The sequence below is a fragment of the Ornithinimicrobium jinqii genome, assembly GCF_045032595.1.
GTDB lineage: Bacteria > Actinomycetota > Actinomycetes > Actinomycetales > Dermatophilaceae > Ornithinicoccus.
The window spans coordinates 61,793-88,325 of sequence record NZ_JBJFZS010000010.1; the positions used below are offsets into that span (position 1 = coordinate 61,793).

26 protein-coding genes and 1 tRNA gene are annotated in these 26,533 nt (G+C 72.8%); 5 read left to right on the top strand and 22 right to left on the bottom strand.

The genetic code is table 11. The features are described 5' to 3' along the window. Positions 1–18 precede the first annotated feature (18 nt). The 5 genes from ACI3ET_RS04340 to cmk form a co-directional block, all read right to left on the bottom strand. Positions 19–92, bottom strand: a tRNA-Pro gene (locus tag ACI3ET_RS04340). Positions 93–217: 125 nt separating this feature from the next. Next, positions 218–1,804 (bottom strand): ribosome biogenesis GTPase Der, encoded by a 1,587-nt coding sequence (gene der / locus ACI3ET_RS04345; RefSeq protein ID WP_405031733.1) that lies wholly within the window; start codon positions 1,802–1,804, stop codon positions 218–220. After that, entirely contained in the window at positions 1,801–2,271 is a 471-nt protein-coding gene (locus ACI3ET_RS04350) for a SufE family protein (protein WP_405031734.1), read from the bottom strand. Before ACI3ET_RS04350 ends, der begins: the two co-directional genes overlap by 4 nt. Beyond that, a complete protein-coding gene (locus tag ACI3ET_RS04355) occupies positions 2,271–3,140 on the bottom strand; it encodes a sulfurtransferase (protein WP_405031735.1) in 870 nt (289 codons plus the stop codon). The genes ACI3ET_RS04350 and ACI3ET_RS04355 overlap by 1 nt, the downstream gene beginning before the upstream one ends. Continuing rightward, positions 3,137–3,889, bottom strand: coding sequence for a (d)CMP kinase (gene cmk / locus ACI3ET_RS04360; RefSeq protein WP_405031736.1), 753 nt, complete (start codon positions 3,887–3,889; stop codon positions 3,137–3,139). Before cmk ends, ACI3ET_RS04355 begins: the two co-directional genes overlap by 4 nt. A gap of 185 nt (positions 3,890–4,074) precedes the next feature. Between cmk and ACI3ET_RS04365 the strand changes: the two genes are divergently transcribed. Continuing rightward, entirely contained in the window at positions 4,075–4,947 is an 873-nt protein-coding gene (locus tag ACI3ET_RS04365; protein ID WP_405031737.1) for a serine protein kinase RIO, read from the top strand. Between the two features lie 9 nt (positions 4,948–4,956). Here the strand turns inward: ACI3ET_RS04365 and ACI3ET_RS04370 are convergent, their stop codons facing one another. From ACI3ET_RS04370 to xerD, 5 genes are all read right to left on the bottom strand, one after another. After that, a complete protein-coding gene (locus ACI3ET_RS04370; protein ID WP_405031738.1) occupies positions 4,957–5,895 on the bottom strand; it encodes a pseudouridine synthase in 939 nt (312 codons plus the stop codon). Continuing rightward, the gene (scpB, locus tag ACI3ET_RS04375) at positions 5,892–6,509 is read right to left on the bottom strand and encodes an SMC-Scp complex subunit ScpB (protein WP_405031739.1); all 618 of its coding nucleotides are present in this window, start codon (positions 6,507–6,509) and stop codon (positions 5,892–5,894) included. The genes ACI3ET_RS04370 and scpB overlap by 4 nt, the downstream gene beginning before the upstream one ends. Continuing rightward, on the bottom strand, positions 6,502–7,407 hold the full coding sequence (locus ACI3ET_RS04380; RefSeq protein WP_405031740.1) for a segregation and condensation protein A: 906 nt from the start codon (positions 7,405–7,407) through the stop codon (positions 6,502–6,504). The genes scpB and ACI3ET_RS04380 overlap by 8 nt, the downstream gene beginning before the upstream one ends. A 2-nt stretch (positions 7,408–7,409) precedes the next feature. Further along, on the bottom strand, positions 7,410–8,312 hold the full coding sequence (locus tag ACI3ET_RS04385; protein ID WP_405031741.1) for a ParA family protein: 903 nt from the start codon (positions 8,310–8,312) through the stop codon (positions 7,410–7,412). 115 nt (positions 8,313–8,427) lie between these two features. Continuing rightward, positions 8,428–9,402, bottom strand: a complete 975-nt coding sequence (xerD, locus tag ACI3ET_RS04390) for a site-specific tyrosine recombinase XerD (RefSeq protein ID WP_405031742.1) — start codon at positions 9,400–9,402, stop codon at positions 8,428–8,430. Between the two features lie 24 nt (positions 9,403–9,426). Between xerD and ACI3ET_RS04395 the strand changes: the two genes are divergently transcribed. Further along, entirely contained in the window at positions 9,427–10,059 is a 633-nt protein-coding gene (locus ACI3ET_RS04395; protein ID WP_405031743.1) for a hypothetical protein, read from the top strand. 159 nt (positions 10,060–10,218) lie between these two features. On the opposite strand, the gene hisIE is transcribed toward ACI3ET_RS04395, so the two are convergent. The 9 genes from hisIE to ACI3ET_RS04440 all read right to left on the bottom strand — a co-directional run bounded on the left by hisIE (position 10,219) and on the right by ACI3ET_RS04440 (position 17,895). Further along, positions 10,219–10,851, bottom strand: coding sequence for a bifunctional phosphoribosyl-AMP cyclohydrolase/phosphoribosyl-ATP diphosphatase HisIE (hisIE, locus tag ACI3ET_RS04400; RefSeq protein ID WP_405031744.1), 633 nt, complete (start codon positions 10,849–10,851; stop codon positions 10,219–10,221). Further along, positions 10,848–11,636, bottom strand: a complete 789-nt coding sequence (gene hisF, locus ACI3ET_RS04405; RefSeq protein ID WP_405031745.1) for an imidazole glycerol phosphate synthase subunit HisF — start codon at positions 11,634–11,636, stop codon at positions 10,848–10,850. Before hisF ends, hisIE begins: the two co-directional genes overlap by 4 nt. Next, a complete protein-coding gene (gene hisA, locus ACI3ET_RS04410) occupies positions 11,633–12,388 on the bottom strand; it encodes a 1-(5-phosphoribosyl)-5-[(5-phosphoribosylamino)methylideneamino]imidazole-4-carboxamide isomerase (protein WP_405031746.1) in 756 nt (251 codons plus the stop codon). Before hisA ends, hisF begins: the two co-directional genes overlap by 4 nt. A gap of 38 nt (positions 12,389–12,426) precedes the next feature. Then, positions 12,427–13,035, bottom strand: a complete 609-nt coding sequence (gene hisH, locus ACI3ET_RS04415) for an imidazole glycerol phosphate synthase subunit HisH (protein WP_405031747.1) — start codon at positions 13,033–13,035, stop codon at positions 12,427–12,429. Further along, a complete protein-coding gene (hisB, locus tag ACI3ET_RS04420) occupies positions 13,032–14,174 on the bottom strand; it encodes a bifunctional histidinol-phosphatase/imidazoleglycerol-phosphate dehydratase HisB (protein ID WP_405031748.1) in 1,143 nt (380 codons plus the stop codon). The genes hisH and hisB overlap by 4 nt, the downstream gene beginning before the upstream one ends. Then, positions 14,171–15,271 (bottom strand): histidinol-phosphate transaminase, encoded by a 1,101-nt coding sequence (gene hisC, locus ACI3ET_RS04425; RefSeq protein WP_405031749.1) that lies wholly within the window; start codon positions 15,269–15,271, stop codon positions 14,171–14,173. The genes hisB and hisC overlap by 4 nt, the downstream gene beginning before the upstream one ends. Beyond that, positions 15,268–16,581 (bottom strand): histidinol dehydrogenase, encoded by a 1,314-nt coding sequence (gene hisD, locus ACI3ET_RS04430; RefSeq protein WP_405031750.1) that lies wholly within the window; start codon positions 16,579–16,581, stop codon positions 15,268–15,270. The genes hisC and hisD overlap by 4 nt, the downstream gene beginning before the upstream one ends. Continuing rightward, positions 16,578–17,486: an ATP phosphoribosyltransferase gene (hisG, locus tag ACI3ET_RS04435; RefSeq protein WP_405031751.1), complete on the bottom strand. Its 909-nt coding sequence runs from the start codon at positions 17,484–17,486 to the stop codon at positions 16,578–16,580. Before hisG ends, hisD begins: the two co-directional genes overlap by 4 nt. A 70-nt stretch (positions 17,487–17,556) precedes the next feature. Beyond that, positions 17,557–17,895 carry a YerC/YecD family TrpR-related protein gene (locus ACI3ET_RS04440; protein WP_405031752.1) on the bottom strand — a complete coding sequence of 113 codons (339 nt, stop codon included), beginning with the start codon at positions 17,893–17,895 and terminating at the stop codon, positions 17,557–17,559. Positions 17,896–18,020: 125 nt separating this feature from the next. Between ACI3ET_RS04440 and ACI3ET_RS04445 the strand changes: the two genes are divergently transcribed. After that, a complete protein-coding gene (locus ACI3ET_RS04445) occupies positions 18,021–18,695 on the top strand; it encodes a peptidylprolyl isomerase (protein ID WP_405031753.1) in 675 nt (224 codons plus the stop codon). 21 nt (positions 18,696–18,716) lie between these two features. Here the strand turns inward: ACI3ET_RS04445 and hisS are convergent, their stop codons facing one another. Beyond that, positions 18,717–20,123: a histidine--tRNA ligase gene (gene hisS / locus ACI3ET_RS04450; protein WP_405031755.1), complete on the bottom strand. Its 1,407-nt coding sequence runs from the start codon at positions 20,121–20,123 to the stop codon at positions 18,717–18,719. A 10-nt stretch (positions 20,124–20,133) separates the two neighbouring features. Then, entirely contained in the window at positions 20,134–20,826 is a 693-nt protein-coding gene (locus ACI3ET_RS04455) for an MBL fold metallo-hydrolase (protein ID WP_405031756.1), read from the bottom strand. Between the two features lie 133 nt (positions 20,827–20,959). Here ACI3ET_RS04455 and ACI3ET_RS04460 point away from each other — a divergent pair, with 133 nt between their 5' ends. Both ACI3ET_RS04460 and ACI3ET_RS04465 read left to right on the top strand, forming a co-directional pair. Then, complete coding sequence (locus tag ACI3ET_RS04460) at positions 20,960–22,738, top strand: DUF349 domain-containing protein (protein ID WP_405031758.1); 1,779 nt, start codon at positions 20,960–20,962, stop codon at positions 22,736–22,738. Positions 22,739–22,754: 16 nt separating this feature from the next. Then, complete coding sequence (locus ACI3ET_RS04465; protein ID WP_405031759.1) at positions 22,755–24,086, top strand: M18 family aminopeptidase; 1,332 nt, start codon at positions 22,755–22,757, stop codon at positions 24,084–24,086. Between the two features lie 58 nt (positions 24,087–24,144). Here ACI3ET_RS04465 and ACI3ET_RS04470 read toward each other — a convergent pair whose 3' ends face one another. Next, positions 24,145–26,472: a RelA/SpoT family protein gene (locus ACI3ET_RS04470; RefSeq protein ID WP_405031760.1), complete on the bottom strand. Its 2,328-nt coding sequence runs from the start codon at positions 26,470–26,472 to the stop codon at positions 24,145–24,147. Positions 26,473–26,533: the final 61 nt, after the last annotated feature.

The window sequence follows — 26,533 nt, forward strand, 5'->3', positions numbered from 1 at the left end:
GCGCCGCTGTTCTCTCGGTCGGGCTGACAGGATTTGAACCTGCGACCCCTTGACCCCCAGTCAAGTGCGCTACCAAGCTGCGCCACAGCCCGAGGCCCGTGAAGGCGAGGATCACCATAACCCACTCGGACCCCACGCCACGAATCCCGAAGGCCCCGAGGAGTATGCCGCGCCGAGCCGGACCGGCGCCGACCCCACGGCCCGGACCGGCGCCGACTCAGCGGCGCGCGCGCTTCTCGCGGACCCGCACCGAGATCTCGATCGGGCTCCCCACGAAGCCGAACTCCTCCCGCAGCCGACGCTCGAGGAAGCGGCGGTAGCCGGCCTCGATGAACCCGGAGGAGAAGAGCACGAACTTCGGGGGGCGGGTGTCGGCCTGGGTCGCGAAGAGGATCCGTGGCTGCTTGCCCCCGCGCACCGGGTGCGGGTGAGCGGACGCGACCTCGCCGAAGAAGGAGTTGAGCTTGCCGGTCGGGATGCGCCGGTCCCAGCTCGCCAGCGCCGTCTCCAGCGCGGGCACCAGCTTCTTCACGTTCCGGCCCGACGTCGCAGAGATGTTGACACGGGGGGCCCAGGTGATCTGGACGAGCTCGCGCTCGATCTCCCGCTCGAGGTAGTACTGGCGCTCCTCGTCGAGGATGTCCCACTTGTTGTAGGCGATCACCAGGGCGCGACCGGCGTCGACGACCTGCTGCACCACCCGGACGTCCTGCTCGGCGATCGGCGCGGAGACGTCGATGAGCACGACGGCCACCTCGGCCTTCTCCAGCGCGGTCTGGGTGCGCAGCGAGGAGTAGAAGTCCGCACCCTTGGTCTGGTGCACCCGACGACGGATCCCCGCGGTGTCGACGAAACGCCATACCTTGCCGCCGAGCTCGATGAGCTCGTCGACCGGGTCGCGCGTGGTGCCCGCGACCTCGTCCACGACGACACGCTCCTCCCCCGCCAGCTTGTTGAGCAAGGACGACTTGCCCACGTTGGGGCGGCCCAGGAGGGCGACCCGCCGCGGCCCGCCACGGCGGTAGGCGCCGAAGACGGAGGACTTCTCGGGCAGGACGTCCAGCAGGGCGTCGAGCGCGTCGCCGGAGCCGCGGCCGTGCAGCGCAGAGACGGGCCACGGCTGACCCAGCCCGAGGGACCACAGGGCGGCGGCATCGCCCTCGCCGCGCTGGTCGTCGACCTTGTTGGCCACGAGCACGACGGGCTTCTTGGACCGGCGCAGCAGGCGCACCACCTGCTCGTCGGTGTCGGTGGCACCCACGGTCGCGTCCACGACGAACATCACCGCGTCGGCCAGCTCGATGGCCACCTCGGCCTGCTCGGCCACCCGCAGGTGGATCCCGGTCGCGTCGACCTCCCAGCCGCCGGTGTCGACGAGGGTGAACCGGCGACCGGACCAGTCGGCGTCGTAGGCCACCCGGTCGCGCGTCACGCCGGGCACGTCCTCCACGACCGCCTCGCGGCGGCCGATGATCCGGTTGACCAGGCTCGACTTGCCGACGTTGGGCCGCCCGATGATCGCGACGACGGGGCGGGACTCGTCCTCGTCGTCGTCGTCGGCACGCAGCTCGCCGGTCTCGACCAGCGCGCGGTCCTCCTCGGACAGCTCGAAGTCCTCCAGCCCGGCCCGCAGCGCCGTCTCCAGACGCAGGTCGTCCTCGCTCGGCACCAGGTCCGGCTCAGGGGCGTCCGGGTCGAGACCACCCGTCCACTCGACCTCGACGCCGTCGAAGACCTCGACTCCGTCGGCGCCGTCAGCGACGCCGTCCTTGCGGGTGCCGTCGTGACCTTTCGTCCCGCTCATGTCTGTCCTCCTGCGGTCAGCACCTCGTGGCGCAGGCGGACCTGACGCTTGATGCGGCTCAGCATCCCGACCATCCCGCGCATCCGCAGCGGCGACACCGCCTCGGCCAGGCCGAACCGGTAGGGCGCGTCGTCAGGGACGCCCAGCACCTGCTCGGCCGGCAGCCCGTCGAGACCCTCGTGCAGGATCCCGGCGAAGCCGCGGGTGGTCGGCGCCTCGAGGGGTGCATCGAAGAAGAGGTGGACGGTCTTGTCGGCGTCGTCCTCGACCTCGACCGCGAGGAACACGGGCGACTGGCACTCGTCGACGCGCTCCATCGAGTCCAGGCTGTCGGCGAACCGCGACGGTAGCGCCGGGAGCTCCCGGGAGAGCTCGAGCAGCAGCTGGAGGCGCTCCCTCTCGCTGACGGCGTGGAAGTCCTCGGCCAGCTCGGCGAGGGCGGCGGGCAGGTCGGTGGTGCTGGGCATCAGCGCTCCACCGGGACGCCGACGGAGTTGCCCCACTCGGTCCAGGAACCGTCGTAGTTGCGGACGTTGTCGAAGCCGAGCAGGTGGGTCAGCACGAACCAGGTGTGGCTCGAGCGCTCCCCGATACGGCAGTAGGCGACGACGTCGTCGCTCGGCGTCAGCCCCTGCTCCTGCAGGTAGATCGCCTCGAGCTCGTCCCGGCCGCGGAAGGTGCCGTCCTCGTTGGCCGCCCGCGCCCACGGCACGGAGCGCGCGCCGGGGATGTGGCCGCCGCGCATGGCACCCTCCTGCGGGTAGTCGGGCATGTGCAGCAGCTCACCGGAGTACTCGCCCGGCGACCGGACGTCGACCATCGGGCGGCCCAGGTGCGCCAGCACGTCGTCCCGGAAGGCGCGCACACGGCTGTCGTCGCGCTCGACGATCGGGTAGACCCCCGGCTCGACCTCGGGGACCTCGGTCGTCAGCGCGCGGCCCTCCGCGACCCACGCCGCGCGGCCACCGTCGAGCAGCCGGACGTCGGCGTGGCCGAACAGCGTCATCACCCACAGGGCGTAGGCCGCCCACCAGTTGGACTTGTCGCCGTAGATCACCACGGTGGTCTCGCGGGAGACGCCGCGCTCGGCCATCACCTCGGCGAACCGCTCGCCGTCCACGTAGTCGCGGGTCAGGGGGTCGTTGAGGTCGAGGTGCCAGTCGAGCTTGAGCGAGCCGGGCACGTGCCCGGTGTCGTAGAGCAGCACGTCCTCGTCGGACTCGAGCACGACCAGGCCGTCCGCGCCGAGGTGGTCGACGAGCCACTGCGTGGTGACCAGCCGCTCCGGGTGCGCGTAGGCGGCGAGCTTGGGGTCGGGGTCGGTGGGCAGGCTCATCGGTGCTCCTCAGCATCAGGGGTATGGGGTGTGCCGGGGTCGGGCGGTCCGGCGGCGGTCACGGGGACCGCGCCGTGGACGATGTCGAGGACGGCGCGCACGGACTGCTCGAAGGTGAGGTCGGAGGTGTCCAGCCCCACCACGCCGTCGGCCGGCTCGAAGAACGCGCTGACGGTGGCGTCGTCGCGGTCGCGGCGGACGACCTGGTCGTGGGTCGCGGCGAGCTGCTCGGCAGCGGCCGCGCCGTGCAGCTCGGTGGCGCGCCGGCTCAGCCGGGCGTCCTCGGAGGCGGTCACCAGGATGCGGTGCTCGGCGTCCGGGGCCACCACCGTCGTGATGTCGCGCCCCTCCACGACCACCCCGCCGTGCCGCCGGCGCTCCTGCTCGATGAGCTCGCGCTGACGGCGGCGCAGCTCGGCGCGCACGTCGAGGTTGGTGGCGACGGCCGAGACCTGCTCGCTGATGCGCGTCTCCCGGATGGCGGCGCCGACGTCGGTCCCGCCCACCCGCACCGAGCTGTCGTCCGGGTCGGTGCCCATCACGAGGGGCAGCTCACGGGCGGCCTGGGCGACCGACGGCTGGTCCGCGAGGTCGATCTCGCGCTCCAGGCACCACCACGCCAGGGCCCGGTACATCGCGCCGGTGTCGAGGTAGCCGAGCCCGAGCTCGCGGGCGACGGCCTTGGAGACGGACGACTTGCCCGATCCGCTCGGGCCGTCGATGGCGATGGTGATGGGGGCGTCGGGCACCACGCAAGCCTAACGTGCCGGCCGTGCGAAAAGCCGTTGCCGCCGCCGCCGGGGGTGCGCGACGATGCTGCACGCAAGGTGCACGCACGCGGCCTACCCCGTGCCCGTCCAGAAGAGGAGGAGACCGATGTCCGACACCGTCCCCGGTCTGCCGACCGTCCGTCCTCTTCTGCCCAGGAGCACCCGTGACCACGTCACAGCCCCACCAGCCGGCCCCGGCCGACGCTGAGCTCGACCCCTTCTTCACCTTCGACTACGTCCGCCTCGACGAGCCCGAGACCGGGGACGGCTCCCGCAGGCCCACCACCTACTGGGAGGTCGCCAGGGGCGACCGCGGCCCCGAGCCGCTGCCCGAGTGGGTGGTCCTGGACTCCGGGGCCGTCGACACCGAGCTCGGTGTCCTCAAGACGGGCAAGGAGGCCGACGTCTTCCTGCTCGAGCGCGCCTCGGCGCTGACAGGCGAGTCGTCCCTCCTCGCGGCCAAGCGCTACCGCGACGCCACCCACAGCTCGTTCCACCGCAGCAGCGTCTACACCGAGGGTCGTGGGGTGCAGCGCAGCCGGGACCAGCGTGCCCTTGCCCGTGGCTCCAGCTACGGACGCCAGGTGGCGGCCGGCCTGTGGGCGCGTGCGGAGTGGGAGGCGCTCGGCGCGGCGTGGGCGGCCGGAGTGGCCGTGCCCTACCCCGTCTCGGTCCAGGACACCGAGCTGCTGCTGGAGTTCGTCGGCACGCCCGACGGGCTGGCTGCGCCTCGCCTCGCCCAGGCCCGACCTGCCCCGGACCTGCTCGAGCACTGCTGGCAGCAGGTGCGTGAGGTCGTCCTCGGCCTGGCCGACCTGGGCTGGGCGCACGGCGACCTCTCGCCCTACAACCTCCTCCTGCACGGGGAGGTCGTCGTGGCGATCGACCTGCCGCAGGTGGTGGACCTGGTCGCCAACCCGTTCGGGGTCGAGCTGCTGCAGCGCGACTGCGCCACGGTGGCGGGCTGGTTCACCGGACGGGGGCTGGCCGTCGACGGCGAGCTGCTGCTGTCGGAGGCGCTGGCCGTGGCCCTGTGAGCCGCCGCCTCAGAGCTCGGCGGCGCGGTAGAGCTGGGCGACCTCCTCGGCCGTCAGGTGGCGGTAGCGACCGGACTTCAGGTCGCCGAGGTGGATCGGGCCGACCTGGGTGCGGGCCAGGATCTCCACCGGGAAACCGACCTCGTCCAGCATCCGACGGACGATGTGCTTGCGGCCCTCGTGCAGGACGACCTCGACGATCGAGTGGCCGGGGAGCGAGTCGACGAGCTTGAACGAGTCGGCCTTGGCCAGCCCGTCCTCCAGCTCCACACCCGCGCGCAGCTGCTTGCCGACGTCCCTGGCGACCAGGCCGTGGACCTGGGCCACGTACGTCTTCTTCACGCCGTAGGCCGGGTGCTGCAGGCGGTGGGCGAGGTCGCCGTCGTTGGTGAGCAGCAGCAGACCCTCGGTGTCCTGGTCGAGACGACCGACGTGGAAGAGGCGGGCCGAGAGGTGGCCCACGTAGTCGGACAGGCACGGGCGACCCTCGTCGTCGTGCATCGTCGAGACCACGCCGGCCGGCTTGTTGAACGCCAGGTAGACCCTGTCGGTGTCGACGACGACGCGGTCGCCGTCGACGTGCACGACCTGCTTGGCAGGGTCGACGCGGACCCCGAGCTCGGTGACGAGGTGCCCGTCGACCTGCACGCGACCCGCCTCGATGAGCTTCTCGCAGGCGCGACGGCTGCCGAACCCTGCACCGGCGAGCAGCTTCTGCAGACGGACGCCGTCCGGGTCGTGCACGTCGACGTCGGACGTCGGGCGCGACGGCTGGCCGGCCCGGCCCGGCGGCTTCGGGCGGCCGGCACGGCGCGGCCCTGCGCTGCCGCCCTGGGGCGCGGGTCGACCAGGACGGCCCGGACCCTGACGGCGGCCTCCGCCACCCTGGCCCCTGCCTTGTCCCTGGCCACGTCCACCGGCGTCACCGGGGTGCTGTCGATCGTTCATGCGAGTCCTTCCGCGGCCAGCTCCTCGAGCACCTCTGCCGACGGCAGGTAGGGCGCGAGAGCGGGCAGGTCGTCGAGGGAGTCAAGTCCCATACGTTGGAGAAACAGGTCGGTGGTGCCGTAGAGGACGGCTCCGGCGGTCGGCTCGTGGCCGACCTCGGTGACCATCCCGCGGGCCAGGAGGGTGCGCACGACGCCGTCCACGTTGACCCCGCGGATGGCGCCGATGCGGGCGCGGCTGACGGGTTGCCGGTAGGCGATCACGGCCAGCGTCTCCAGGGCGGCCTGGGTGAGCCGGGCCTGCTGACCGCCCAGGAGGAAGCGTTCGACGACCGGCGCGTATTCCGGACGGGTGTAGATCCGCCACCCGCCCCCGAGCCGGCGGAGCACGAAACCACGTGCCGAGTCGGCATACTCCTTGGCGAGCTCGTCCAGCAGGGCTCCGACGTCCTCGACCGGGAGCTCGAGCGCCTGGGCCACCTCCTCCTCGGTGACCGGCTCGTCGATGACCATGAGGACGGCCTCGACAGCCGACCTGGCCCCGCCGGGGAGCTGCTCCAGGTCGAGCGCGACCTGGAGCGCCTCCGGGGCGGGGGCAGTGGCGTCGTCACTCATCCTGTGCTCCGTCCTGACGGTCGGGGGCCTCGTCCTGAACCCCATCATCCTCGTCGAACTCGTCGCCGAGGACGACCTGGCCGCTGTCCGGGCCGGTCCACCGGACGGTCAGCTCCCCCAGCGCCTCCACCTGGTCGAGGGCGACCAGGGCGTCGCGGAACAGCTCCAGGAGCGCCAGGAAGCGCGCGACGATCACCAGCGTCGTGTCGGCGTCCTTGACGAGGTCGCGGAAGCTGGCGGTGCCGTGCTCGCGCAGCCGGGCCACGATGATCGAGGCCTGGTCGCGCACCGACACCTGGGGGGCGTGCAGGTGACTGACGCCGACGGCGGGCGGTGGCTTGGGGATCATCGCCCGCCCGGCGATCATCGCGAGCTGCTCGGGGGTGACGGTGAGGACGAGCTCGGGCAGCAGGGCGGCGAAGCGCTCCTCGACGCCGACGTCGCGCGCGAAGATGCGTCCCGCGCCCTCCATCCGCAGCCGCAGCTCGTCGGCCACCAGCTTGAAGGCCCGGTACTGCAGCAGCCGGGCGAAGAGCAGGTCCCGGGCGTCGATGAGGGCGAGGTCCTCCTCGTCGTCCTCCCGCGCGTTGGGCAGCAGCCGCGCGGCCTTGAGGTCGAGCAGGGTGGCCGCGATGAGGACGAACTCGCTGGCCTGCGACAGGTCCCACTCGACCTGGTCGGCCTGCGCGGCGCGAAGGTGGGCGATGAACTCGTCGGTGACGCTGGCCAGGGCGATCTCGGTGACGTCGAGCTTGTGCTTGGCGATGAGGCCGAGCAGCAGCTCGAAGGGTCCGGAGAAGACGGCGAGGTGGACCTCGAACCCCGCGTGCGAGCGGGTGAGCACTCCGCCCGGTGTCGGGGCCGCCGGCGCGTCGGTCCGGGGCGGAGCGGTCTTCACCGTCAGGGCGAGCCGCCGCGCGAGATGAGCTCGCGCGCCAGCTGACGGTAGGCCTCGGCACCGGCGTGGGTGCTGGCGTAGGACGTGATCGGCTCGGCGGCGAGCGTCGCGTCCGGGAACTTGATGGTGCGGCTGATCACGGTGTGGAAGACGAGCTCGTCGAAGTGGTCCACGACGCTGCGCACGACCTCCCGGGAGTGCAGGGTTCGGCCGTCGTACATCGTCGGCAGGATCCCGTCGATCTGCAGGCGCGGGTTGAGCCGGTCGGTGATCTTGTCGATCGTCTCGATGAGCAGCGCCACCCCGCGCATCGCGAAGAACTCGCACTCCAGCGGGATGAGGACGCCGTGCGCGGCGGTCAGCGCGTTGACGGTGAGCAGGCCGAGGGAGGGCTGGCAGTCGATGAGCACGACGTCGTAGTCGTCGAGCACCGGGCGCAGGACGCGGGCGAGGATCTGCTCGCGGGCCACCTCGCCCACCAGCTGCACCTCGGCGGCCGACAGGTCGATGTTGGCCGGCAGCAGGTCGATGTTGGGCACGGAGGTGCTGCGGATGACGTCGCGGACGTCGACGCCGCGCTCGACCAGGAGGGTGTAGACGGTCTGGTCGAGCTCGTGCGTGCGCACCCCGAAGCCGACCGAGAGCGCGCCCTGGGGGTCGAAGTCGACGAGCAGCACCTTGCGGCCGTACTCGGCCAGGGCGGCACCCAGGTTGATCGTCGTGGTGGTCTTGCCGACCCCGCCCTTCTGGTTGCACATCGCGATGATGCGCGCGGGGCCGTGGTTGGTCAGCGGTGCGGGAGCAGGGAAGTCGGGCAGGGGACGCCCGGTCGGCCCGTCCTGACCCACACCCGTCGTCTCGGTGCCGGGCAGGCGGTCGTAGGTGGCGTGTGCCTCGCGGTTCACGTGTGTTTTCTCCAACCTCGCTCGCGTCGTGCTCGGCCTCCCGCCGATCAGGTCGACCCTATCCGGTCCTCACCGGCTGGCTTCACCGGCTGAACCTCGACCAGAGGTCGAGGGATCAGCTGCGGGCCCGTGGGTGGGCCTGTGCGTAGACCTCGCGCAGGTGCTGCGTCGAGACGTGCGTGTAGATCTGCGTGGTCGTCACCGAGGCATGCCCCAGCAGCTCCTGCACCACCCGCACGTCCGCCCCGCCGTCCAGCAGGTGGGTCGCGAAGGAGTGCCGCAGGGTGTGGGGCGAGATGTCACCAGTCAGGCCCGCCCGGTCGGCGGCGGCCCGGATCGCGTTCCACGCCGACTGGCGCGACAGCCTCCCGCCCCGGGCGTTGACGAAGACGGCGGGCGTGCCCCGCCCGGCGCTCGCCATACCCGGTCGACCTCGGACCAGCCAGGTGTCGAGGGCGTCCCGGGCGAAGCGGCCCATCGGCACGATCCGCTCCTTGCTCCCCTTGCCGAACAGGCGCACCACTCCCCCGGTGCCGTCCCCGGCGCGGCCCAGCTCCAGGTCGTCGACGTCGAGACCGATCGCCTCGCTGACGCGCGCCCCGCAGCCGTAGAGGACCTCCAGGAGCGCCCGGTCGCGCAGGGCTGCCGGCGTGTCGCCGACGGAGGCCGCCTGCAGGAGCCGTTCGACGTCGTGGACGCTCAGGGCCGTGGGCAGGCGGCGGGGCGGCGTGGGGGGCTGGACGTCCTGCGCCGGGTCGGTCGTGACCTCGCCCTCGACGGCGAGGAACCTGTGCAGGCCCCGGACCGCGACCACGGCCCGGGCCGCCGAGGTCGCGGCCAGGGGTGGGCGCTCTGGGTCGCCGCGGCGCAGGTGCGCCAGGAAGGCGGTGACGTGCTGCTCGGTCACGGCCGCGGGGTCCTCGATGTCCTGGGCGGCGAGGAAGGAGAGGTAGCGGTCGGTGTCGCGCCGGTAGGCGGCGAGCGTGTGCTCGGACCGCCCCCGTTCGACCCGGAGATGGTCCAGCCAGCCGTCCGTGGCGCGGCGCAGCAGGCTGCGCGGGGCGACGGGGGGAGAGGATGGGCCGGACACCCCCCGATCGTAAAGACTGGACCCATGCGCTGGTATGCCGATGCCCCAGGACGACGCACCCGACAGGTGCTCGCGGACCTCCTCGTGCTCGCCTGGGTGGTGCTCTGGGTGCTCGTCGCCCGCTGGGTGCACGCCCTGGTGATGACGCTGGCGGCACCGGCCGTTCCCCTGCGGGACGCCGGCACCTCGCTGCGCGACCGGATGACCGAGGCGGCCGCGACCGTCACGGAGATCCCGCTGGTGGGGAGCCGCCTGGACGCACCCTTCCGGGGGGCGGCCGGCGTCGGCACCGACCTCGTGGCTGCCGCGGACCAGCTCGAGAGGTCGGTCTCCACGGTGGCGTGGGTCGTCGCGTCCCTGTCCGCGGCCACCCCGATCCTGCTCGTCGTCCTGCTGTGGCTGGTCGTGCGGGTCGCGTGGATGCGGCGGGCGGCCGCGCTCGGCCGGGAGGTCGCCGACCCGGAGTCCATCGAGCTGCTCGCCCTGCGTGCCCTCGTGCGACAGGACCCGCGCCGGCTCCAGACGGCATTCGCCGACCCGGTGGGCGCCTTCCGCTCCGGCGACCCGGCCGCCCTGCGCGCGCTCGCCGACCTCGAGCTGGCGGGGGTCGGGCTGCGCAGCACCCGGCCGGCGGAGGCACCCCGCCCCTCTGGCTGACCGCGTCGACGTGCCGACTACCGACTACCGACCACTGACTACCGGGCAGACATCGTGCTTCCCGACGGATATTTCCGACGGGAAGCAGGACTTCCGCCCGGTAGTGCGGGCGGACTGGTGGGCGGAGTGGAGCGAAGGAGGTGCAGCGGGGCTGCGGTCTCAGCCGTGGCGCTCGCGCAGCACCCGCTCGACGTCGTCGAGCCCCAGCCCCCGCGAGCGCAGGAGCACCAGCAGGTGGTAGACGAGGTCGGCCGACTCCCCCAGCAACGCCTCGTCGTCCTGCGCCACCGCGGCGAGGGCCGTCTCCACGCCCTCCTCACCGACCTTCTGCGCGATCCGACGGACGCCGCCGTCGAACAGCGCCGTCGTGTAGGAACCCTCCGGCCGCAGCTCGTGGCGGCCCCGGACCACCTCGTCGAGCTCGTGGACGAACGACCCCGGCAGCGCCGCCGCGCCGAAGCACGTCGGGTCACCGGTGTGGCACGTCGGGCCGGCGGGTATGGCGTGCAGCAGCAGGGTGTCGCGGTCGCAGTCGACCTCGACGGCCTCGACGCTCAGGACGTTCCCGCTGGTCTCGCCCTTGGTCCACCGCCCGCCCCGGCTGCGGCTGCGGAAGGTGGCCAGGCCGCTGCTCAGCGTCGTGCGCAGCGCGTCGTCGTCGAGGAAGCCGACCATGAGCACCTGACCGGTGCGGGCGTGCTGGACGACGCCCGGCACCAGGCCACCGCTCTTGGCGAAGTCGACCTCCTCGACCGTCGTCCCCTCAGGAAGGAGCGGCACCGGGACGCTCATGCGGGCTCCTCCACGAGCCGCACCTCGACGCCCGCCTCGTGCAGGGTGCGCTTGAGGGCGGGGATCGGCACCGAGCCGTTGTGGAAGACGGTCGCGGCCAGCGCGCCGTCCACGTCGGCGTCGCGGAACACCTCGACGAAGTGCTCGGGCGCACCCGCTCCCCCGGAGGCGACGAGCGGGACCCCGCAGACCTGACGCACCGCGGCGAGCTGCTCGACGTCGTACCCGGTCCGGACCCCGTCGGAACCCATGCAGTTGAGCACGACCTCGCCGGCCCCCAGCTCCTGCACGCGGCGCACCCAGTCGAGGGTGGTGACCTGCAGGGCGCGGGTCGCGTCGGGACTGCCGGTGAGCTGGCGGATGCGCCACACCCCGTCCGCGTCGCGCAGGCTGTCGACGCCGACCACGACGCACTGCACCCCGAAGGCCTGAGCCAGCTCGGTGACCAGCTCGGGGCGCTGGGTGGCGGGGGTGTTGACCGAGATCTTGTCCGCCCCGGCGTGCAGGACCGCACGCGCGGCCTCGACGGACCGGATGCCGCCGGCCACGCAGAACGGGATGTCGATGGCCCGCGCGACCCGCGTCACCCAGCCGACGTCGACGCCCCGCCCCTCCGGGCTGGCGGTGATGTCGTAGAACACGAGCTCGTCGGCGCCCTCGGCGGCATAACGGGTGGCGAGCTCGACGATGTCGCCCATGTCGACGTGGTCGCGGAACTGCGTGCCCTTGACCACCCGCCCGTCGCGCACGTCGAGGCAGGGGATGATCCGCCGGGCCAGCGTCACGGCGCCTCCTCCTGGACGGCGTCGCCGACGGTGAGCCGGCCCTCGAGCAGCGCCTTTCCCAGGATGATGCCGGAGCAGCCGATGCGCCGGGCGGCGCGCACGTCGTCGACGCTGCGGGCGCCGCCGGAGGCCTGCACGAGCAGGTGCGGCGCGGACCGGGTCAGCATCGTGTACAGGTGGAAGTTGGGTCCGGACAGGGTGCCGTCCCGGCCGATGTCGGTGCAGAGCACGTGCCGCAGCCCGGAGCCGTCGTACTGGTGCAGGCAGGTGATGAGGTCCTGCTCGCCCACCGCCGTCCAGCCGGCCGTCGGCAGCTTCCACACCCCGTCCTCACCGATCCGGGTGTCCAGCGCGACGGTGATCTGCTCGGGTCCGAAGCGCTCGAGCCAGTCGATGACGGTGTCCGGCTCGCGGACCGCCAGGGACCCGACGACCACCCGGGTGGCGCCCGCGTCCAGCAGCCGCTGCACGTCGTCGGCGCTGCGCACGCCACCGCCCGTCTGGACCTCCAACCCCGTGGTGTCCACGATCCGGGTGAGGGTCTCGAGCAGGGTGTAGCCGCCGGCACGGGCGGCGTCCAGGTCGACCAGGTGCAGCCACCTGGCTCCGGAGCGGGCGTAGTTCTCGGCCACCGCCACCGGGGCGTCGGTGTAGCGGGTCTCCTGGTCGTAGTCGCCGCGCAGGAGGCGCACGACGGTGCCGCCCCGCACGTCGATGGCTGGGTAGACGGTGAACGGGCGGGTGGTGGTCACTGCGGCATCACCTTCAGGACGGTCGGCAGGGGCGGGCATCAGCGGCCGACCTCCAGGAGGAAGTTTCGCAGAAGCCGTGCCCCCACCGACGCGGACCTCTCCGGGTGGAACTGCGCGCCCCAGTGCAGGCCGGAGCGGACGACGGCGGACCAGGCCCGCCCGTGGGTGGTCGAGGCGAGCGTCGCGGGACCTACCGGCGCGGCGTAGCTGTGCACGAAGTAGGCCCGCTCCCCCTCCTCGATGCCGGCGAGCAGCGGGTCGTCGACCAGGTCGGTGAGGGTGTTCCAGCCCATGTGCGGGACCCGCACCCCTGGACCGGCAGGGATGGCGACGACGTTCCCCGGGACGAGGCCCAGGGCCTCCACGCCCCCGTCCTCGGCGGAGCGGTCGAAGAGCAGCTGCATGCCCAGGCAGACGCCGAGCAGCGGCACCTGGACGTCACGGAGGACCTCGGACAGGCCCGAGGCGCGCAGGCGCTCCATACCCGGGGCGGCGGCCCCCACGCCGGGCAGGACGACCCGGTCGGCGGCGAGGATCTCGGCGCGGTCTGCGGTCAGCCGGGAGGTCGCGCCGAGGCGCTCGAGCGCGTAGCTCACCGAGCCGATGTTGGTGCCGCCACCGTCGACGAGCGCGACGCGCAGGGTCACAGCACTCCCTTGGTGGAGGGCAGCTCGGAGGCGTCGCCCTGCCGGGCCAGCGCCATGCGGAGCGCACGGGCGACGGCCTTGAAGCCGACCTCGACCTGGTGGTGGGCGTTGTCCCCGACCACGGTCAGGTGCAGGGTGCAGCGCATCGCGTCGGCGAACGAGCGCCAGAAGTGCTCGACCATCTCGGTCGGGAACTCCCCCACGTGCGAGCGCTCGAAGGTGCCCTCGTAGACGAAGAACGGACGCCCGGACAGGTCGATCGCCGCGCTGGCCCGTGCTTCGTCCATCGGCAGCGTGAAGCCGTAGCGGCCGATGCCGCGCTTGTCGCCCAGGGCGGTGCGGATCGCCTCGCCGACGGCCAGGGCCACGTCCTCGATCGTGTGGTGGTCGTCGATGTGCAGGTCGCCGTCGCAGCGTACCGTCATCGCGAAGCCGCCGTGCTTGGCCAGCTGGTCGAGCATGTGGTCGTAGAAGCCGAGACCGGTCTGCGCGTCGGCGCCGCCGGTGCGGTCCAGGTCGACGTCGACGACGATGCGGGTCTCGGCGGTGGTGCGCTCGACGTGGGCCGTGCGGGGCCGGTCCGCGAGCTCGTGGGCGACCCGCTCCCAGGTCGTGGTCGCGGGGGTCGTGGTTCCGGTGGTCGTGGTTCCGGTGGTCGTGGTCCCGGGGGCCGGGGCGACCGACGAGGGCAGCAGGTAGGAGCGGATGCCGAGGTTGTCGCCGAACTGCCGGTCGGTGTCCCGGTCGCCGACCACGACGGAGCGCTCCCAGTCCACGGACCGGTCCTTGAGCAGGTGCACGACCATCCCGATGCCCGGCTTGCGGGTCCACGGGGCGTCGGGTCCGGCAGGGCTGGGGTCGATGAGGACCTCCCGGAAGCGCACACCCTGGCTGGTGAGGATCTGCAGGAGCAGCTCGTGCGGGGCGTCGAAGTCGGCCTGCGGGAACGCGTCGGTGCCCAGGCCGTCCTGGTTGCTGACCATGACGAGGTCGAAGCCGGCCTGCTGGATGCGCAGCAGGGCCGGGACGACGCCGTCGACGAGCCGCAGCTTGTCCAGGCGGTCGACCTGCTGGTCGTCGGGCTCGTGGATGATCGTGCCGTCGCGGTCGACGAAGCAGATGGGGCGGGCGGTGCTCATGCGGGGTTCTCCCTCAGGGCGGTGTCGAGGGCGCTCATCTCGTCGGCGGTGCCGACGGTGATGCGCAGGGCGTCGTGGAGGCCGGGCAGGTGGCGCATGTCGCGCACGACGATCCCGGCCGAGCCCAGGGTATGCAGCAGCGCGTCGGGGTCGTCGCACCGGACCAGGACGAAGTTGGCGTCGCTGGCGTAGACGGCGCGGACGCCGTCGAGGTCGCGCAGCAGCCGGCTCACGGTGTCGCGAAGGCGCAGGGTCTCCCCCACGCGGCTGCGGGTGGCGGCGAGCGCCTCCTCCCCGAGGGCGTGGAGCCCGAGCTCGCTGACCGGCACCGGCACCGGGTAGGGCGCCTGGACGGCGCGCAGCACGCGGGTCAGGTCGGGGTGGGCCAGGGCGATCCCCAGGCGTGCGCCGGCGAGGGCGTGGGCCTTGGACAGGGTGCGCAGGACCACCAGCGTCGGGTGCTCCTCGAGGAGGGTGACGGCCGAGCGCTGGAAGGCGTACTCGCCGTAGGCCTCGTCGAGCACGACCACGGCCTGGTCGGCCAGCGCCTCCGTCAGGGCGGCGACCTCGTGCAGCGGGACGACGGCACCCGTGGGGTTGCCGGGCGAGGCCAGGAACACGATCCTCGCCCCCGCGGCGACGGCGGCCTCGCGCACCGCCTCGGTGTCGACGCGCCAGGTCAGCTCGTCGTCGGTCTGCGGGACGTCGGTGACCGGGACCCCGTGGAGGTGGGCGGACACGGCATACATGCCGAAGGTCGGGGAGCACACGACGACCCCGTCCCCGCCCGGGCGGCACAGCGTGCGCACGAGCAGCTCGATGAGCTCGTCGCTGCCCCGTCCGACGACGACACGGTCCGGCGTGGTGGCCCAGTGGTCGGCGAAGGCCTCGACGAGGGCGGCCGGCTGCGGGTCGGGGTACCGACGGCTCGTGCCCTCCGGGTCGCAGCTGCTGGGGGCACCCGACTCGTTGGCGTTCAGCCAGATCCGTGCCGGGACGCCCGGCGCGCTGGTCCGCGCGGAGGAGTAGCCGGAGAAGGAGCGCAGGTCCTCGCGCACCAGCGCCAGGGGGCTCGTGGAGCCGGGAGGCCCGTTCACGGTGCGCCACCCGCCGCGAGCCGGTCCAGGCGTCGGGTCACGGCGCGCTGGTGCGCATGCAGCTGCTCGGCCTCCGAGAGGGTCACCGCGCACGGCCCGACGACGGCCAGCCCCTCCGGGGTGGCGTGCTGGACGGTCATCGCGATCTGGAAGGCCGACACGTTCACGCCGCCGGTGAAGCGGGCCGCCCCCGCCGTCGGCAGGACGTGGTTGGTCCCCGAGCAGTAGTCGCCGAGGGTCTCGGGGGTGTGGTCCCCGAGGAAGACCGAGCCCGCCCGGTCCACCCGGTCCACCCAGCCGCGCGGCTCGCGCAGGCTGAGGATGAGGTGCTCGGGGGCGTAGTCGTTGGACACCTCGAAGGCGGTGTCGAGGTCGGGCACGACGACGAGCCGGCTCGAGGCCAGCGCCTTGCGGGCGATGTCCGCGCGCGGGAGGGACTCGACCTGCTCCTCCACCTGCTGCGCCACCCGGGCGGCGAGGTCGGCGGAGTCGGTGAGCAGGACGACCTGGCTGTCCGGGCCGTGCTCGGCCTGGCTGAGCAGGTCGGCCGCCACGAACTCCGCGTCCGCGCCGGCGTCGGCGATGACCAGGACCTCCGACGGCCCGGCGGGCATGTCGATGCCCGGGCCGCCCTCGGCGGTGCTGACCTGGCGCTTGGCCTCGGTCACCCAGGCGTTGCCGGGGCCGAAGAGCTTGTCGCAGCGCGGGACCGACGCGGTGCCGTAGGCCATCGCGGCGACGGCCTGCGCACCCCCGACGAGGAAGACCCGGGTGATCCCGCACTCGGCAGCGGCCGCCAGCACGGCCGGGTCGGCGGTGCCGTCGGGTCGGGGCGGGGTGCAGAGCACGACCTCGGGGCAGCCGGCGAGCTGGGCGGGGACACCGAGCATGAGGGCGGTCGAGGGCAGCGGGGCTGTCCCGGCCGGGACGTAGAGGCCCACGCGTCTGATCGGGCGGACGACCCGCTCGCAGAGGACGCCCGGCGCGGTCTCCACGGCATACCCGCGCTGCATCCCGGCCTCGTGGAAGGCCCGGATGCGCCCCGCCGCCTCGGTGATGGCCTGGCGCAGCACGGGGTCAAGGGACGCCACGGCCGCGTCGCGGTCGGCGGGCGGGACCTCCAGCGCGTCGACCTCCGCCCCGTCGAGGCGCCGGGTGAGGGAGCGCAGGGCGTCGTCGCCGCCGGAGCGCACCTGCTCCAGGATGTCGGCCACGCCGGTGGTCACCTCCGGACCGGCGGCGGCGGTGGCCCGGCGCAGGGCCCCGGTGCGCTCGGCCGCGGACAGCTCGGTCCAGGTCAGCACGTTCATGCGAGCATCCCCTCGACCGGCAGGACGAGCAGGTTGCTGGCGCCGGCGTGCTTGAGGCCCTCGAGCTTGGCCCAGGACACCGGGCCGTGGACGAGCACCTGGATGGACACCTCGTCCCTCCCGTCGACCTGCAGCACGGTCGGCGCGTGACCGGCGGGCAGCAGCCCCAGCACGTCGGGCAGGACCCGGCGGTCCGACCGCAGCAGGAGCAGGCGCGACTCCTTGAGCTGCAGTGCCCCGTCGAGGCGACGCATGAGCAGGTCGGCGATCTCCTGCCGCCCGTCGTCGAGGGTGTCGGACGGACCGGCGATGACGGCCTCGGAGTGCAGGATCGTGGTGACCGGCTTGAGCTGGTTGGCCCGCAGCGTGCCGCCCGTCGAGACCAGGTCGCACACGACGTCGGCCTGGCCGAGGCGGGGGGCGATCTCCACGGAGCCGTTGAGCAGGACCGGCTGGGCGTCGACACCCTGCTCGGCCAGCCACCGCGCCAGCGTGCGGGGGTAGGACGTGGCGATGCGCAACCCCTCGAGCTGCTGGGGGCCGGTCCACTCGTCGTCCTCCTCGATGGCGACGTCGAGCCGGCACGCGCCCCAGCCGAGCTGGCGCCACTCGGTCAGCCGTGCCGGGCGTCCCGAGGCCTCGCGCTCGAGCCCGTGCTCGACCAGCACGTTGCGGCCCACGATGCCGAGGTCGCAGACGCCGTCGGCGATCAGGCCGGGGATGTCGTCGTCGCGCACGAGCAGGAGGTCGACGGGCAGCGACTCGCCGTAGCAGAACAGCTTGTCGCGGCTCTCGCGCCAGGTCAGGCCGCACGAGGCGAGAAGCTCGCGCGCCGGCTCGCCGAGGCGGCCGGACTTCTGGAGGGCCACGCGGAGGCGGTCGCGGGGCTGGGCAGGCGGGGTCATCGGGACCTTCCGGGGTCAGGAGGTATGCGGTGTGCCGGGGCGGGGGACGTCGTCGCGGTCGTCGGGGTGCTCAGGGCGTCGCGGCGACCCGGGGATGCTCCTCGGCCGGATCGGCGGTGCGGGCGAGGGCCGCGCGGTAGCCACCGGCCCCGCCCTCCAGGCAGCGGGCGATCCGTCCCACGGTCGTCACGCTGACGCCGGTGACCTCGTGGACGTGCCGGTAGGACAGTCCCTGCGCCAGCAGCGGCACCACGGACCAGCGGTCGGCCAGCGCCTCGATCTCGGCGGGCGTGCAGAGGTCCTCGAGGAAGGCGTCGACGTCGGTCGGGTCGTCGAGGGTCGCCAGGACGTCGGCGAGCTGGGCCCGGACCTGGGCGACCCGCGCCGGCCCCGTCTCCCGCTGCTTCATGGCTCGTCTCCTCGTCCTGGTGTGACAACGCGCTAGTACGCTAGCACAGTTCGCCGCGCCTTCCCCGCCACCGGGCGGGCACCTAGACTGAACGACCGTCGTTCCCCTCACCCCCGGAGGCACCCGTGCGTCGAACCCTGCTCGCGGTGACCACCGCGGCCACCCTCGCCCTGACCGGCTGCGGAGACGGTGGCACGACCCCGCCCGGCTCGACGGCCGCCCCCGACTGTGAGGAACCGCCGGCCCTGCGGAGCGAGGTCCCCACCTACACGCCGCAGGACCTGCCCGCGCCGCACCCGGGCGACGCTGCCACGGTCTCCGCGGTGGTCGAGACGAACTGCGGCGACCTCGTGGTGGAGCTGGATGCCGCCGCTGCCCCGCAGACGGTCACCTCCTTCCTCTTCCTCGCCGGCGAGGGCTACTGGGACGACAGCCCCTGCCACCGGCTCACCACGTCGGGGATCTACGTGCTCCAGTGCGGCGACCCCACGGGCACCGGTCGCGGGAACCCCGGCTACGGCTACGGCATCGAGAACGCGCCCGCCGACGGCGCCTACCCCCGCGGCACGGTCGCGATGGCCCGCACGCAGGACCCGAACAGCAACGGCGGCCAGTTCTTCATCGTCCACCAGGACAGCGAGCTGCCGACCGAGGGCGGTGGCTACAGCATCGTCGGCCGGGTGACCGAGGGGATGGACGTCGTGGACCTCGTCGCGAGCGCAGGAGCACAGGGCGGTGCGGCGGACGGTCCCCCCGCCCAGCCCGTCAGCATCCTGTCCGTCGACGTCGGGGACCGCTGAAGCGTCGTCCGGCGCCCGCTCTCAGACCAGGGGCTGCGCCAGCTCCACGCGCAGGGCAGAGACGACCTCGTCGCGCGGCACCGTGAACTGGTCCTGGCGCCGCAGGTCCTTGATGGTCACCGTGCCATCGGCCACCTCCTGCGGGCCGAGCAGCGCGACGAAGCGGATCCCGGCACGGTCGGCATAGCGCAGCTGCTTGCCCAGCTTGTCGCCGTCGAGCACGGCCTCGGTGTTGATGCCCCCGTGGCGCAGCTGGGACGCGAGCGCGACCTGGGCGTCGAGCAGCCCGGGGTCGACCTGGGGCACGAGCACCTGGACGGTCGACTCGGAGGTCGAGGCGTCGAGCAGGCCGGCCTCGCGCAGCTGCCAGAAGAGGCGCGAGAGGCCGATGGAGATGCCCACGCCCGGCAGCGTCGAGCGGGTGTAGTGGCCGGCGAGGTCCTCGTAGCGGCCGCCGGAGCAGATCGAGCCGATCTCCGGGTGGTCGTCGAGCACGGTCTCGTAGACCGTGCCGGTGTAGTAGTCGAGGCCGCGCGCGATGGAGAAGTTGAGGCGGTAGTCGGACTCCGGTACCCCGAGGGCGCGCACCAGGTCGAGCACCTCGCGCAGCTCGGCGGCGCCCTCCACCAGGGAGGGGCTGCCCGACGAGGCCTGCACGAGCGCGTCCAGCCGGGTGAGCGCATCGTCGTGCGAGGTGGAGCGGCCGGACACGAAGTCGAGCAGCCGCTCCACCGCGTCGGCGGCAAGCTCGAAGCCCTCGCCCGTCAGGGTCGAGCGCAGGTGCTCGGGGCCGCGCTTGTCGATCTTGTCGACCTCGCGCAGCACGGCGGCCTGCCGTTCGCCGTCGGCGATACCGAGGTCCTCGAAGAACCCACGCAGCAGCTTGCGGTTGTTGATGTTGATCGTGAAGGCGCCGATCGCCAGGTCGGTGAAGATCGCGTGGATGACGGCCGGGCACTCGGCATCGTGCCGGATCGACAGCTCGTCCTTGCCGATGATGTCGACGTCGCACTGGTAGAACTCCCGGAACCGACCGCGCTGGGCGCGCTCCCCGCGGTAGACCCGCTGCATCTGGTAGCGCCGGAACGGGAACGTCAGCCGGTGCTCGTGCTGGGCGACGTAGCGGGCGAGCGGGACCGTCAGGTCGAAGCGCAGAGCCATCTCGGGCACCTCGGGCTCACCGCCCCCGGCGACCGCGGCGCGCGACTTGTCCAGCGCGCCGGTGGACTGCACGAAGTAGACCTGCCTCTCGGTCTCTCCCCCGGTCTTGGTGAGCAGGACCTCGGACAGCTCGAACACCGGTGTCTCGATCGGCAGAAAGCCGAACCGTTCGTAGCCGCTGCGGATCGCGTCGAGCATCCGCTGGAAGGCGATCTGCTCCGAGGGGAGAAGCTCGAGGACTCCGGACGGGGTGCGGGGCGTGATCACCCGCCAGAGTCTAGAGGCCCTGCAGATAGGGGTTGGCCACCCGCTCGCGCGCCATCGTCGTCGCCGGACCGTGCCCGGGCAGCACCAGCGTGGAGTCCTCCAGCGGCAGGACGACGTCACGCAGGGAGCGTGTCATCGCCCCCGGGTCGCCCCCGGGCAGGTCGGTCCGTCCGATCGACCCGGCGAAGAGGACGTCGCCGGACAGCACGGTCCGGTCGAGGTCGGGGGCGGGTATGCCGTGCGGCAGGCCGGGGAGGCTGAACAGGACCGAGCCCTCGGTGTGCCCCGGCGCGTGGGCCACCTCGACCCGGAGCCCGGCCAGCTCCAGCACCTGACGGTCCGTGACCTCCACGACCCGCTCCGGCTCGGCCCACGTGGCCCGCCCGCCGAACTGCTGCTCGAGGGCCTCGCGCAGGGGCGGGGGCAACGTCGCGACCGGGTCCTCGAGGCGGTAGCGGTCATCGCCGTGGATGTAGGCGCCCAGGGTCCCGCCGCAGACGGGCGTCACGGAGTAGACGTGGTCGAGGTGGCCGTGGGTGAGCAGCACCGCGGCCGGGCGCAGCCGGTGCTCGGCCAACAGCTCGCGGACGCGCTCGGTGACCCCGATCCCCGGGTCGACGACGAGGCACTCCTCGCCCTCTGCGGGCGCGACGATGTAGCAGTTGGTGCCGAAGGCATCGGCGACGAGGCTGCGGACGAACACGGTGCGACCCTACCCACCGTCGTCCCGGTCCGGCGGGTACGGGGTCCGTTGGGTAGTGTCGTCAGGACACCACCGTCATGCCATGTCGAGCCGACCCCGATGGTCGCGCCGCAGGTCGAGAGAGGCCAACCCCGTGTCCGAGCAGACCCCCGCGCCCGAGCAGTCCCCTGAGCAGACGCCGGACCCCCAGCAGACCCCCGTGCCCGAGCAAGCACCGCAGGTCGAGCAGACGCCGGAGCAGACCCCGGAGCCTGAGCAGACCCCCGAGCCTGAGCAGACCCCCGAGCCGGCACCGCAGGCCCAGCCGACCGCAGAGCGGGCGCAGGAGGCCGAGCCGACCGCAGAGCGGGCGCCGCAGGCTGAGCAGACCCCCGAGCAGACGCCAGAGCACACCCCCGAGCCCGAGCACACCCCCGAGCCCGAGCACACCCCCGAGCCCGAGCACACCCCCGAGCCCGAGCACACCCCCGAGCCCGAGCACACCCCCGAGCCCGAGCACACCCCCGAGCCCGAGCCCGAGCCTGCCCCCAAGCCTGTCCCTTCCGCTCCGTCGCCGGCGATGCTGGCCGGTCGGCGGCACGAGGTGGCCCGCCCGGCGGTCCCGGCGCGCGGGGAGTCGGCGGGAGCAGCGCCGCTCGAGCCCGTCGCCGTGGTGACCACCCCCAGCGACTCGGCGCGGCACGGACGAGTGGGCGAGGACGGCACCGTCTACGTCCTCGCCGCGGACGGCTCCGAGCGGGCCGTCGGCTCCTACCCCGGCGCCACGCCCGAGGAGGCCCTGGCCTACTTCGCGCGCAAGTTCGACGAGCTTGCCGCCTTGGCCGACCTGCTTGCGCAGCGGCTGGCCCACACGGAGGTCTCCGCGCACGACGCGCGGCAGTCGCTGGCGCACCTCAAGGAGCAGATCGGCGAGGCTCACGTCGTGGGTGACCTCTGGGCGTTCGAGGCCACCGTCGTCTCCCTCGAGGAGGCGGTCAGGGCCAAGTCGGCGGCCGAGACGCAGGCGCGTGCCGCGGCCAAGGCGGAGGCGACCGAGCAGCGCGAGAAGCTGGTGGCGGAGGCGGAGTCCCTGGCGGCGACGGAGCCGGCACGCATGCAGTGGAAGCAGGCCAGCGCCCGCGTGCGCGAGCTGCTGGAGGAGTGGAAGAGCCACCAGCGTTCCGGCCCGCGCCTGGACAAGGACACCGAGGCTGCGATGTGGAAGCGGTTCAGCCACGCCCGCACCGCCTTCGACAAGGCGCGCAAGACGTGGTTCGCCCGTCTCGACGACGAGCACGGGCAGGCGAAGGCGACCAAGGAGGCGCTCGTCAAGGAGGCAGAGGTGCTCTCGACGAGCACCGACTGGGGTTCCACGGCCGGGGCGTTCAAGCGGCTCATGCAGGACTGGAAGCGGGCCGGCCGCGCCTCCCGCTCCGACGACGACGCCCTGTGGGCCAGGTTCAAGGCCGCGCAGGACGCCTTCTTCGACGCCAAGGACGCGTTGGTGGCCGCCGAGGAGGCGGAGTACTCCGCGAACCTCGTGGTCAAGGAGGCGTTGCTCGTCGAGGCCGAGGCGCTCACGGTCGACGAGGCTCACCTCGACCGTGCGAAGTCAGAGCTGCGCCGGATCCAGGAGCGGTGGGAGGCTGCCGGCAAGGTGCCGCGCGACGACGTCCGACGGGTCGAAGGACGTCTGCGGGCCGTGGAGCAGCAGGTCCGCGACCTCGAGGACCGCAAGTGGAAGCGCAGCGACCCCGAGCTCGCCGCCCGGGCACAGTCGATGACCGACCAGCTCGAGCGCGCCGTCCAGGGACTGGAGTCCGACCTCGCGGCCGCCCAGGCGGCGGGTGACGACCGCAAGGTCGCCTCGGTCGAGTCCGAGCTCGCCACCAAGCGGCTCTGGCTCGAGTCCGCCCGCGGCAACCTCGGCTGAGCGGCAGGGTCCACCTGTGCACCACTCCGCCGAGCTGTCCACCCACGTCGTGGAGGTCGCCGACGGCCTCCGCGCCTACCTCGACGCCTCCCCCTCGCCGTTCCACGCCGTCGGCTCGGCGGCAGCGCTGCTGACCGCCGAGGGCTTCGTCGAGGTCGCCGAGACGGACCCCACACCCACGGCCGCGGGCCGGTACGTCGTGCGTCGGGGCGGGTCCCTCCTGGCCTGGTCCACCGCGGAGGCGGGGGCCGCGAGGACCCCGGCCACGCCGTACCGGGTCGTCGGAGCACACACCGACTCGCCCAACCTGCGGATCAAGCCGCGCCCCGACTGGGCTCGGGCGGGGTGGCAGATGCTGGGCGTGGAGGTCTACGGCGGGGCGCTGACCAACTCGTGGCTGGACCGCGACCTCGGGCTGTCCGGGCGCGTCGCCGTGCGTGACGCGGGGGCGGCGGGAGGGGTCGGCCAGCGGCTGTTCCGGACCGACGACCCGCTGCTCCGCGTCTCGCAGCTCGCGATCCACCTCGACCGGGGCGTGCGCACCGAGGGGCTGGTGCTCAACGACCAGCAGCACCTCGCGCCGCACTGGGGGCTGGGGTTGGAGCGTCGCTCGTTCCGCGAGTGGCTCGCCGAGCTGGTGGAGGTCGACCCGGCTGACCTGCTCGGCTTCGACGCGATGACGCACGACCTGACGCCGGCACGGACGATCGGCACCGCCGGCGAACTCATCGCGTCGGCGCGGCTGGACAACCTCGCCACCAGCTTTGCCGCCGTGCGTGCGCTGCTGGCGGCCGTGCAGGCACCGTCCCCGCAGCCGTGGGTCCCGGTGATCGTGCTGTTCGACCACGAGGAGGTGGGGAGCACGAGCGAGCGCGGGGCGCAGTCGACGTTCCTCCCGGCGTGGCTGGAGCGGATCGTCCTGGCCGCCGGAGGGACGCGGGAGGACTACTGGCGGGCGCTGGCCGGGTCGGTGGTCGCCTCGGGAGACATGGCGCACGCCACGCACCCCAACTACGCCGAGCGGCACGAGCCCGAGCACGCGATCCTCATGAACGGGGGGCCGGTGCTCAAGGTGAACACCAACCTGCGCTACGCCACCGACGCGCTGGGGGCGGCTGCGTTCGCCCTCGCCTGCGAGCAGGCCGGGGTGCCGATGCAGACCTTCGTCACGCGCTCGGACCTGCCGTGCGGCTCCACGGTCGGCCCGATGACCTCGGCGCTGACCGGCGCGACCACCGTCGACTTCGGTGCGCCGGTCCTGTCGATGCACTCCACCCGCGAGATCTGCGGCACGCTCGACCAGGCGGCCTACGCGGCGGCGCTGGCCGCGTTCCTCGCCCCCGCCTGAGGGCGCTCCTCTACCGGACGCGTCCCACTGCCCCACCGGATGTGCCGGGCGGCTCTCCTCAGGCGGTGCGGTGGCGGCGGTGGGGGTCGGTGCTGACGGTGCCGATGACGCGGTAGGCGTCGAGGACGGCAGGGACCCGGCGCACCGCGCGGATCACCGACTCCAGGTGCGACGGGTCGGCCATCTCAAAGGTGAACTTGCTCAGCGCGACCCGGTCCCGGCCGGTCTGCACGGACGCGGACAGGATGTTGACGTGCTGGTCCGACAGCGCGTTCGTGATGTCGGACAGCAGCCGCGGCCGGTCGAGCGCCTCGACCTGCAGGTTGACCAGGAAGAGGCTGGCCGCCGTCGGCGCCCAGGCCACCGGGATGATCCGCTCGGGGTGGTTGCCGGTGAGCTGCTCGACGTTGGTGCAGTCGGTGCGGTGCACGGACACGCCGCGCCCATGGGTCACGAACCCCAGGATCGGGTCCCCCGGCACCGGCGTGCAGCACTTGGCCAGCTTGACCCACACGTCGTCGGTGCCGACCACGGTGACGCCGGGGTCGGAGTGCACGGGACGGCCCCGCCGCGGGCGCGTGGCCTCGGCGAGGTCCTCCTCCGCACCGTCCTCGCCGCCCAGGGTCGCGACCAGCTGGGAGACGACGTGCGCCGCCGAGACGTGTCCCTCCCCCACCGCCGCGAACAGCCCGTCGATGTCCTTGTAGTTGAGGTCGCCTGCGACGGCGTTGAGCGTGTCGTGGGACATCAGCCGCTGCAGCGGGGCGTTCTGCTTGCGCAGCACCTTGGCGATCTGGTCGCGGCCGGAGTCGGCCATCTCCTCGCGCCGCTCGCGCGTGAACCACTGACGGATCTTGTTGCGGGCCCGCGCACTCTTGACGAAGCTGAGCCAGTCACGGCTTGGCCCGGCCTCCTCGGCCTTGCTCGTGATGATCTCGACCACGTCGCCGTTGACCAGCTCGGAGTCCAGCGGCACGAGCTTGCCGTTCACCCGGCCGCCGACGCACTTGTGCCCGACCTCGGTGTGCACCGCATACGCGAAATCGACGGGGGTCGCACCCGCCGGCAGCGCCATGACGTCACCGCCGGGGGTGAAGACGTAGACCTCGGCGGCCCCGATCTCGAAGCGCAGCGAGTCGAGGAACTCTCCCGGGTCAGCGGTCTCGCGCTGCCAGTCGACGAGCTGGCGCAACCACTGCATACCCTCGAGGGGCCCAGGCCCGCCGTCCGCGCCGGCGCCGGTCGTGGCCCCGTCCGGCCCCTGCTCCTTGTACTTCCAGTGCGCGGCCACGCCGTACTCCGCACGGCGGTGCATCTGGTAGGTGCGGATCTGGATCTCGACCGGCTTGCCCTCGGGCCCGATGACCGTGGTGTGCAGCGACTGGTACATGTTGAACTTCGGCATCGCGATGTAGTCCTTGAACCGCCCCGGCACCGGGTTCCACCGGCTGTGCAGGGCACCGAGCACCGCGTAGCAGTCCTGGATCGACTCGACGAGGACCCGCACGCCCACCAGGTCGTAGATCTTGTCGAAGTCGTGCCCCCGCACGATCATCTTCTGGTAGACCGAGTAGTAGTGCTTCGGTCGCCCGGTAACCGTCGCCTTGATCTTGCTGTCCTTGAGCTCTTCGGTGATCTGGGTCCGGATCTCGGAGAGCAGCTCCTCGCGAGCCGGCGCACGCTGGGCGACCATCCGGACGATCTCGTCGTACACCTTGGGGTAGAGCTGGGCGAAGGAGAGGTCCTCCAGCTCCCACTTGATCGTGTTCATCCCCAGCCGGTGGGCCAGCGGGGCGTAGATCTCCAGCGTCTCGCCGGCCTTGCGCGCCGCCGACTCCGGCGAGACGTAGCGCCAGGTGCGGGCGTTGTGCAGGCGGTCGGCGAGCTTGATGACCAGCACCCGGATGTCCTTGGCCATCGCCACGACCATCTTGCGCACGGTCTCGGCCTGCGCCGCCTCGCCGTAGGTCATCTTGTCGAGCTTGGTCACGCCGTCGACGAGCATCGCGATCTCGGCACCGAACTCCGAGCGCAACCGGTCCAGGGAGTATGAGGTGTCCTCCACCGTGTCGTGCAGGAGCGCTGCCGCGATGGTCGAGGGGGTCATGCCGAGCTCGGCCAGGATCGAGGCCACCGCGAGAGGGTGGGTGATGTAGGCGTCGCCGCTCTTGCGCTTCTGGCCCTGGTGCTCACGCTCGGCCACCTCGTAGGCCCGTTCGATGAGCGACAGGTCAGCCTTGGGGTGGGTGGCGCGGACCGAGCGCAGCAGTGGCTCCAGGGCCGGGTTGACAGCCGCCGTCCTGCTCCCGCCGAGACGGGCCCAGCGCGGGCGCAGGCCACCACCGGCGCGCGGCGGCGTCGGGCTGCTCGCGGCGGCGTCTGTCATGACGAGATCATAGGCGCTGGGACTGGACGCCCCTTCGCACGTGCCCGGAGGCAGTCGGGGG

Coding starts and splice junctions, on each gene's coding strand:
- hisB (WP_405031748.1), bottom strand. CDS start 14,174: ATGAGCACCGCCCGCCCCATCTGCTTCGTCGACCGCGACGGCACGATC.
- ACI3ET_RS04370 (WP_405031738.1), bottom strand. CDS start 5,895: ATGAACGATCGACAGCACCCCGGTGACGCCGGTGGACGTGGCCAGGGA.
- ACI3ET_RS04440 (WP_405031752.1), bottom strand. CDS start 17,895: ATGAAGCAGCGGGAGACGGGGCCGGCGCGGGTCGCCCAGGTCCGGGCC.
- ACI3ET_RS04395 (WP_405031743.1), top strand. CDS start 9,427: ATGCGCTGGTATGCCGATGCCCCAGGACGACGCACCCGACAGGTGCTC.
- hisG (WP_405031751.1), bottom strand. CDS start 17,486: ATGACCCCGCCTGCCCAGCCCCGCGACCGCCTCCGCGTGGCCCTCCAG.
- scpB (WP_405031739.1), bottom strand. CDS start 6,509: ATGAGTGACGACGCCACTGCCCCCGCCCCGGAGGCGCTCCAGGTCGCG.
- ACI3ET_RS04470 (WP_405031760.1), bottom strand. CDS start 26,472: ATGACAGACGCCGCCGCGAGCAGCCCGACGCCGCCGCGCGCCGGTGGT.
- ACI3ET_RS04350 (WP_405031734.1), bottom strand. CDS start 2,271: ATGCCCAGCACCACCGACCTGCCCGCCGCCCTCGCCGAGCTGGCCGAG.
- hisIE (WP_405031744.1), bottom strand. CDS start 10,851: ATGAGCGTCCCGGTGCCGCTCCTTCCTGAGGGGACGACGGTCGAGGAG.
- hisD (WP_405031750.1), bottom strand. CDS start 16,581: ATGAACGTGCTGACCTGGACCGAGCTGTCCGCGGCCGAGCGCACCGGG.
- ACI3ET_RS04355 (WP_405031735.1), bottom strand. CDS start 3,140: ATGAGCCTGCCCACCGACCCCGACCCCAAGCTCGCCGCCTACGCGCAC.
- der (WP_405031733.1), bottom strand. CDS start 1,804: ATGAGCGGGACGAAAGGTCACGACGGCACCCGCAAGGACGGCGTCGCT.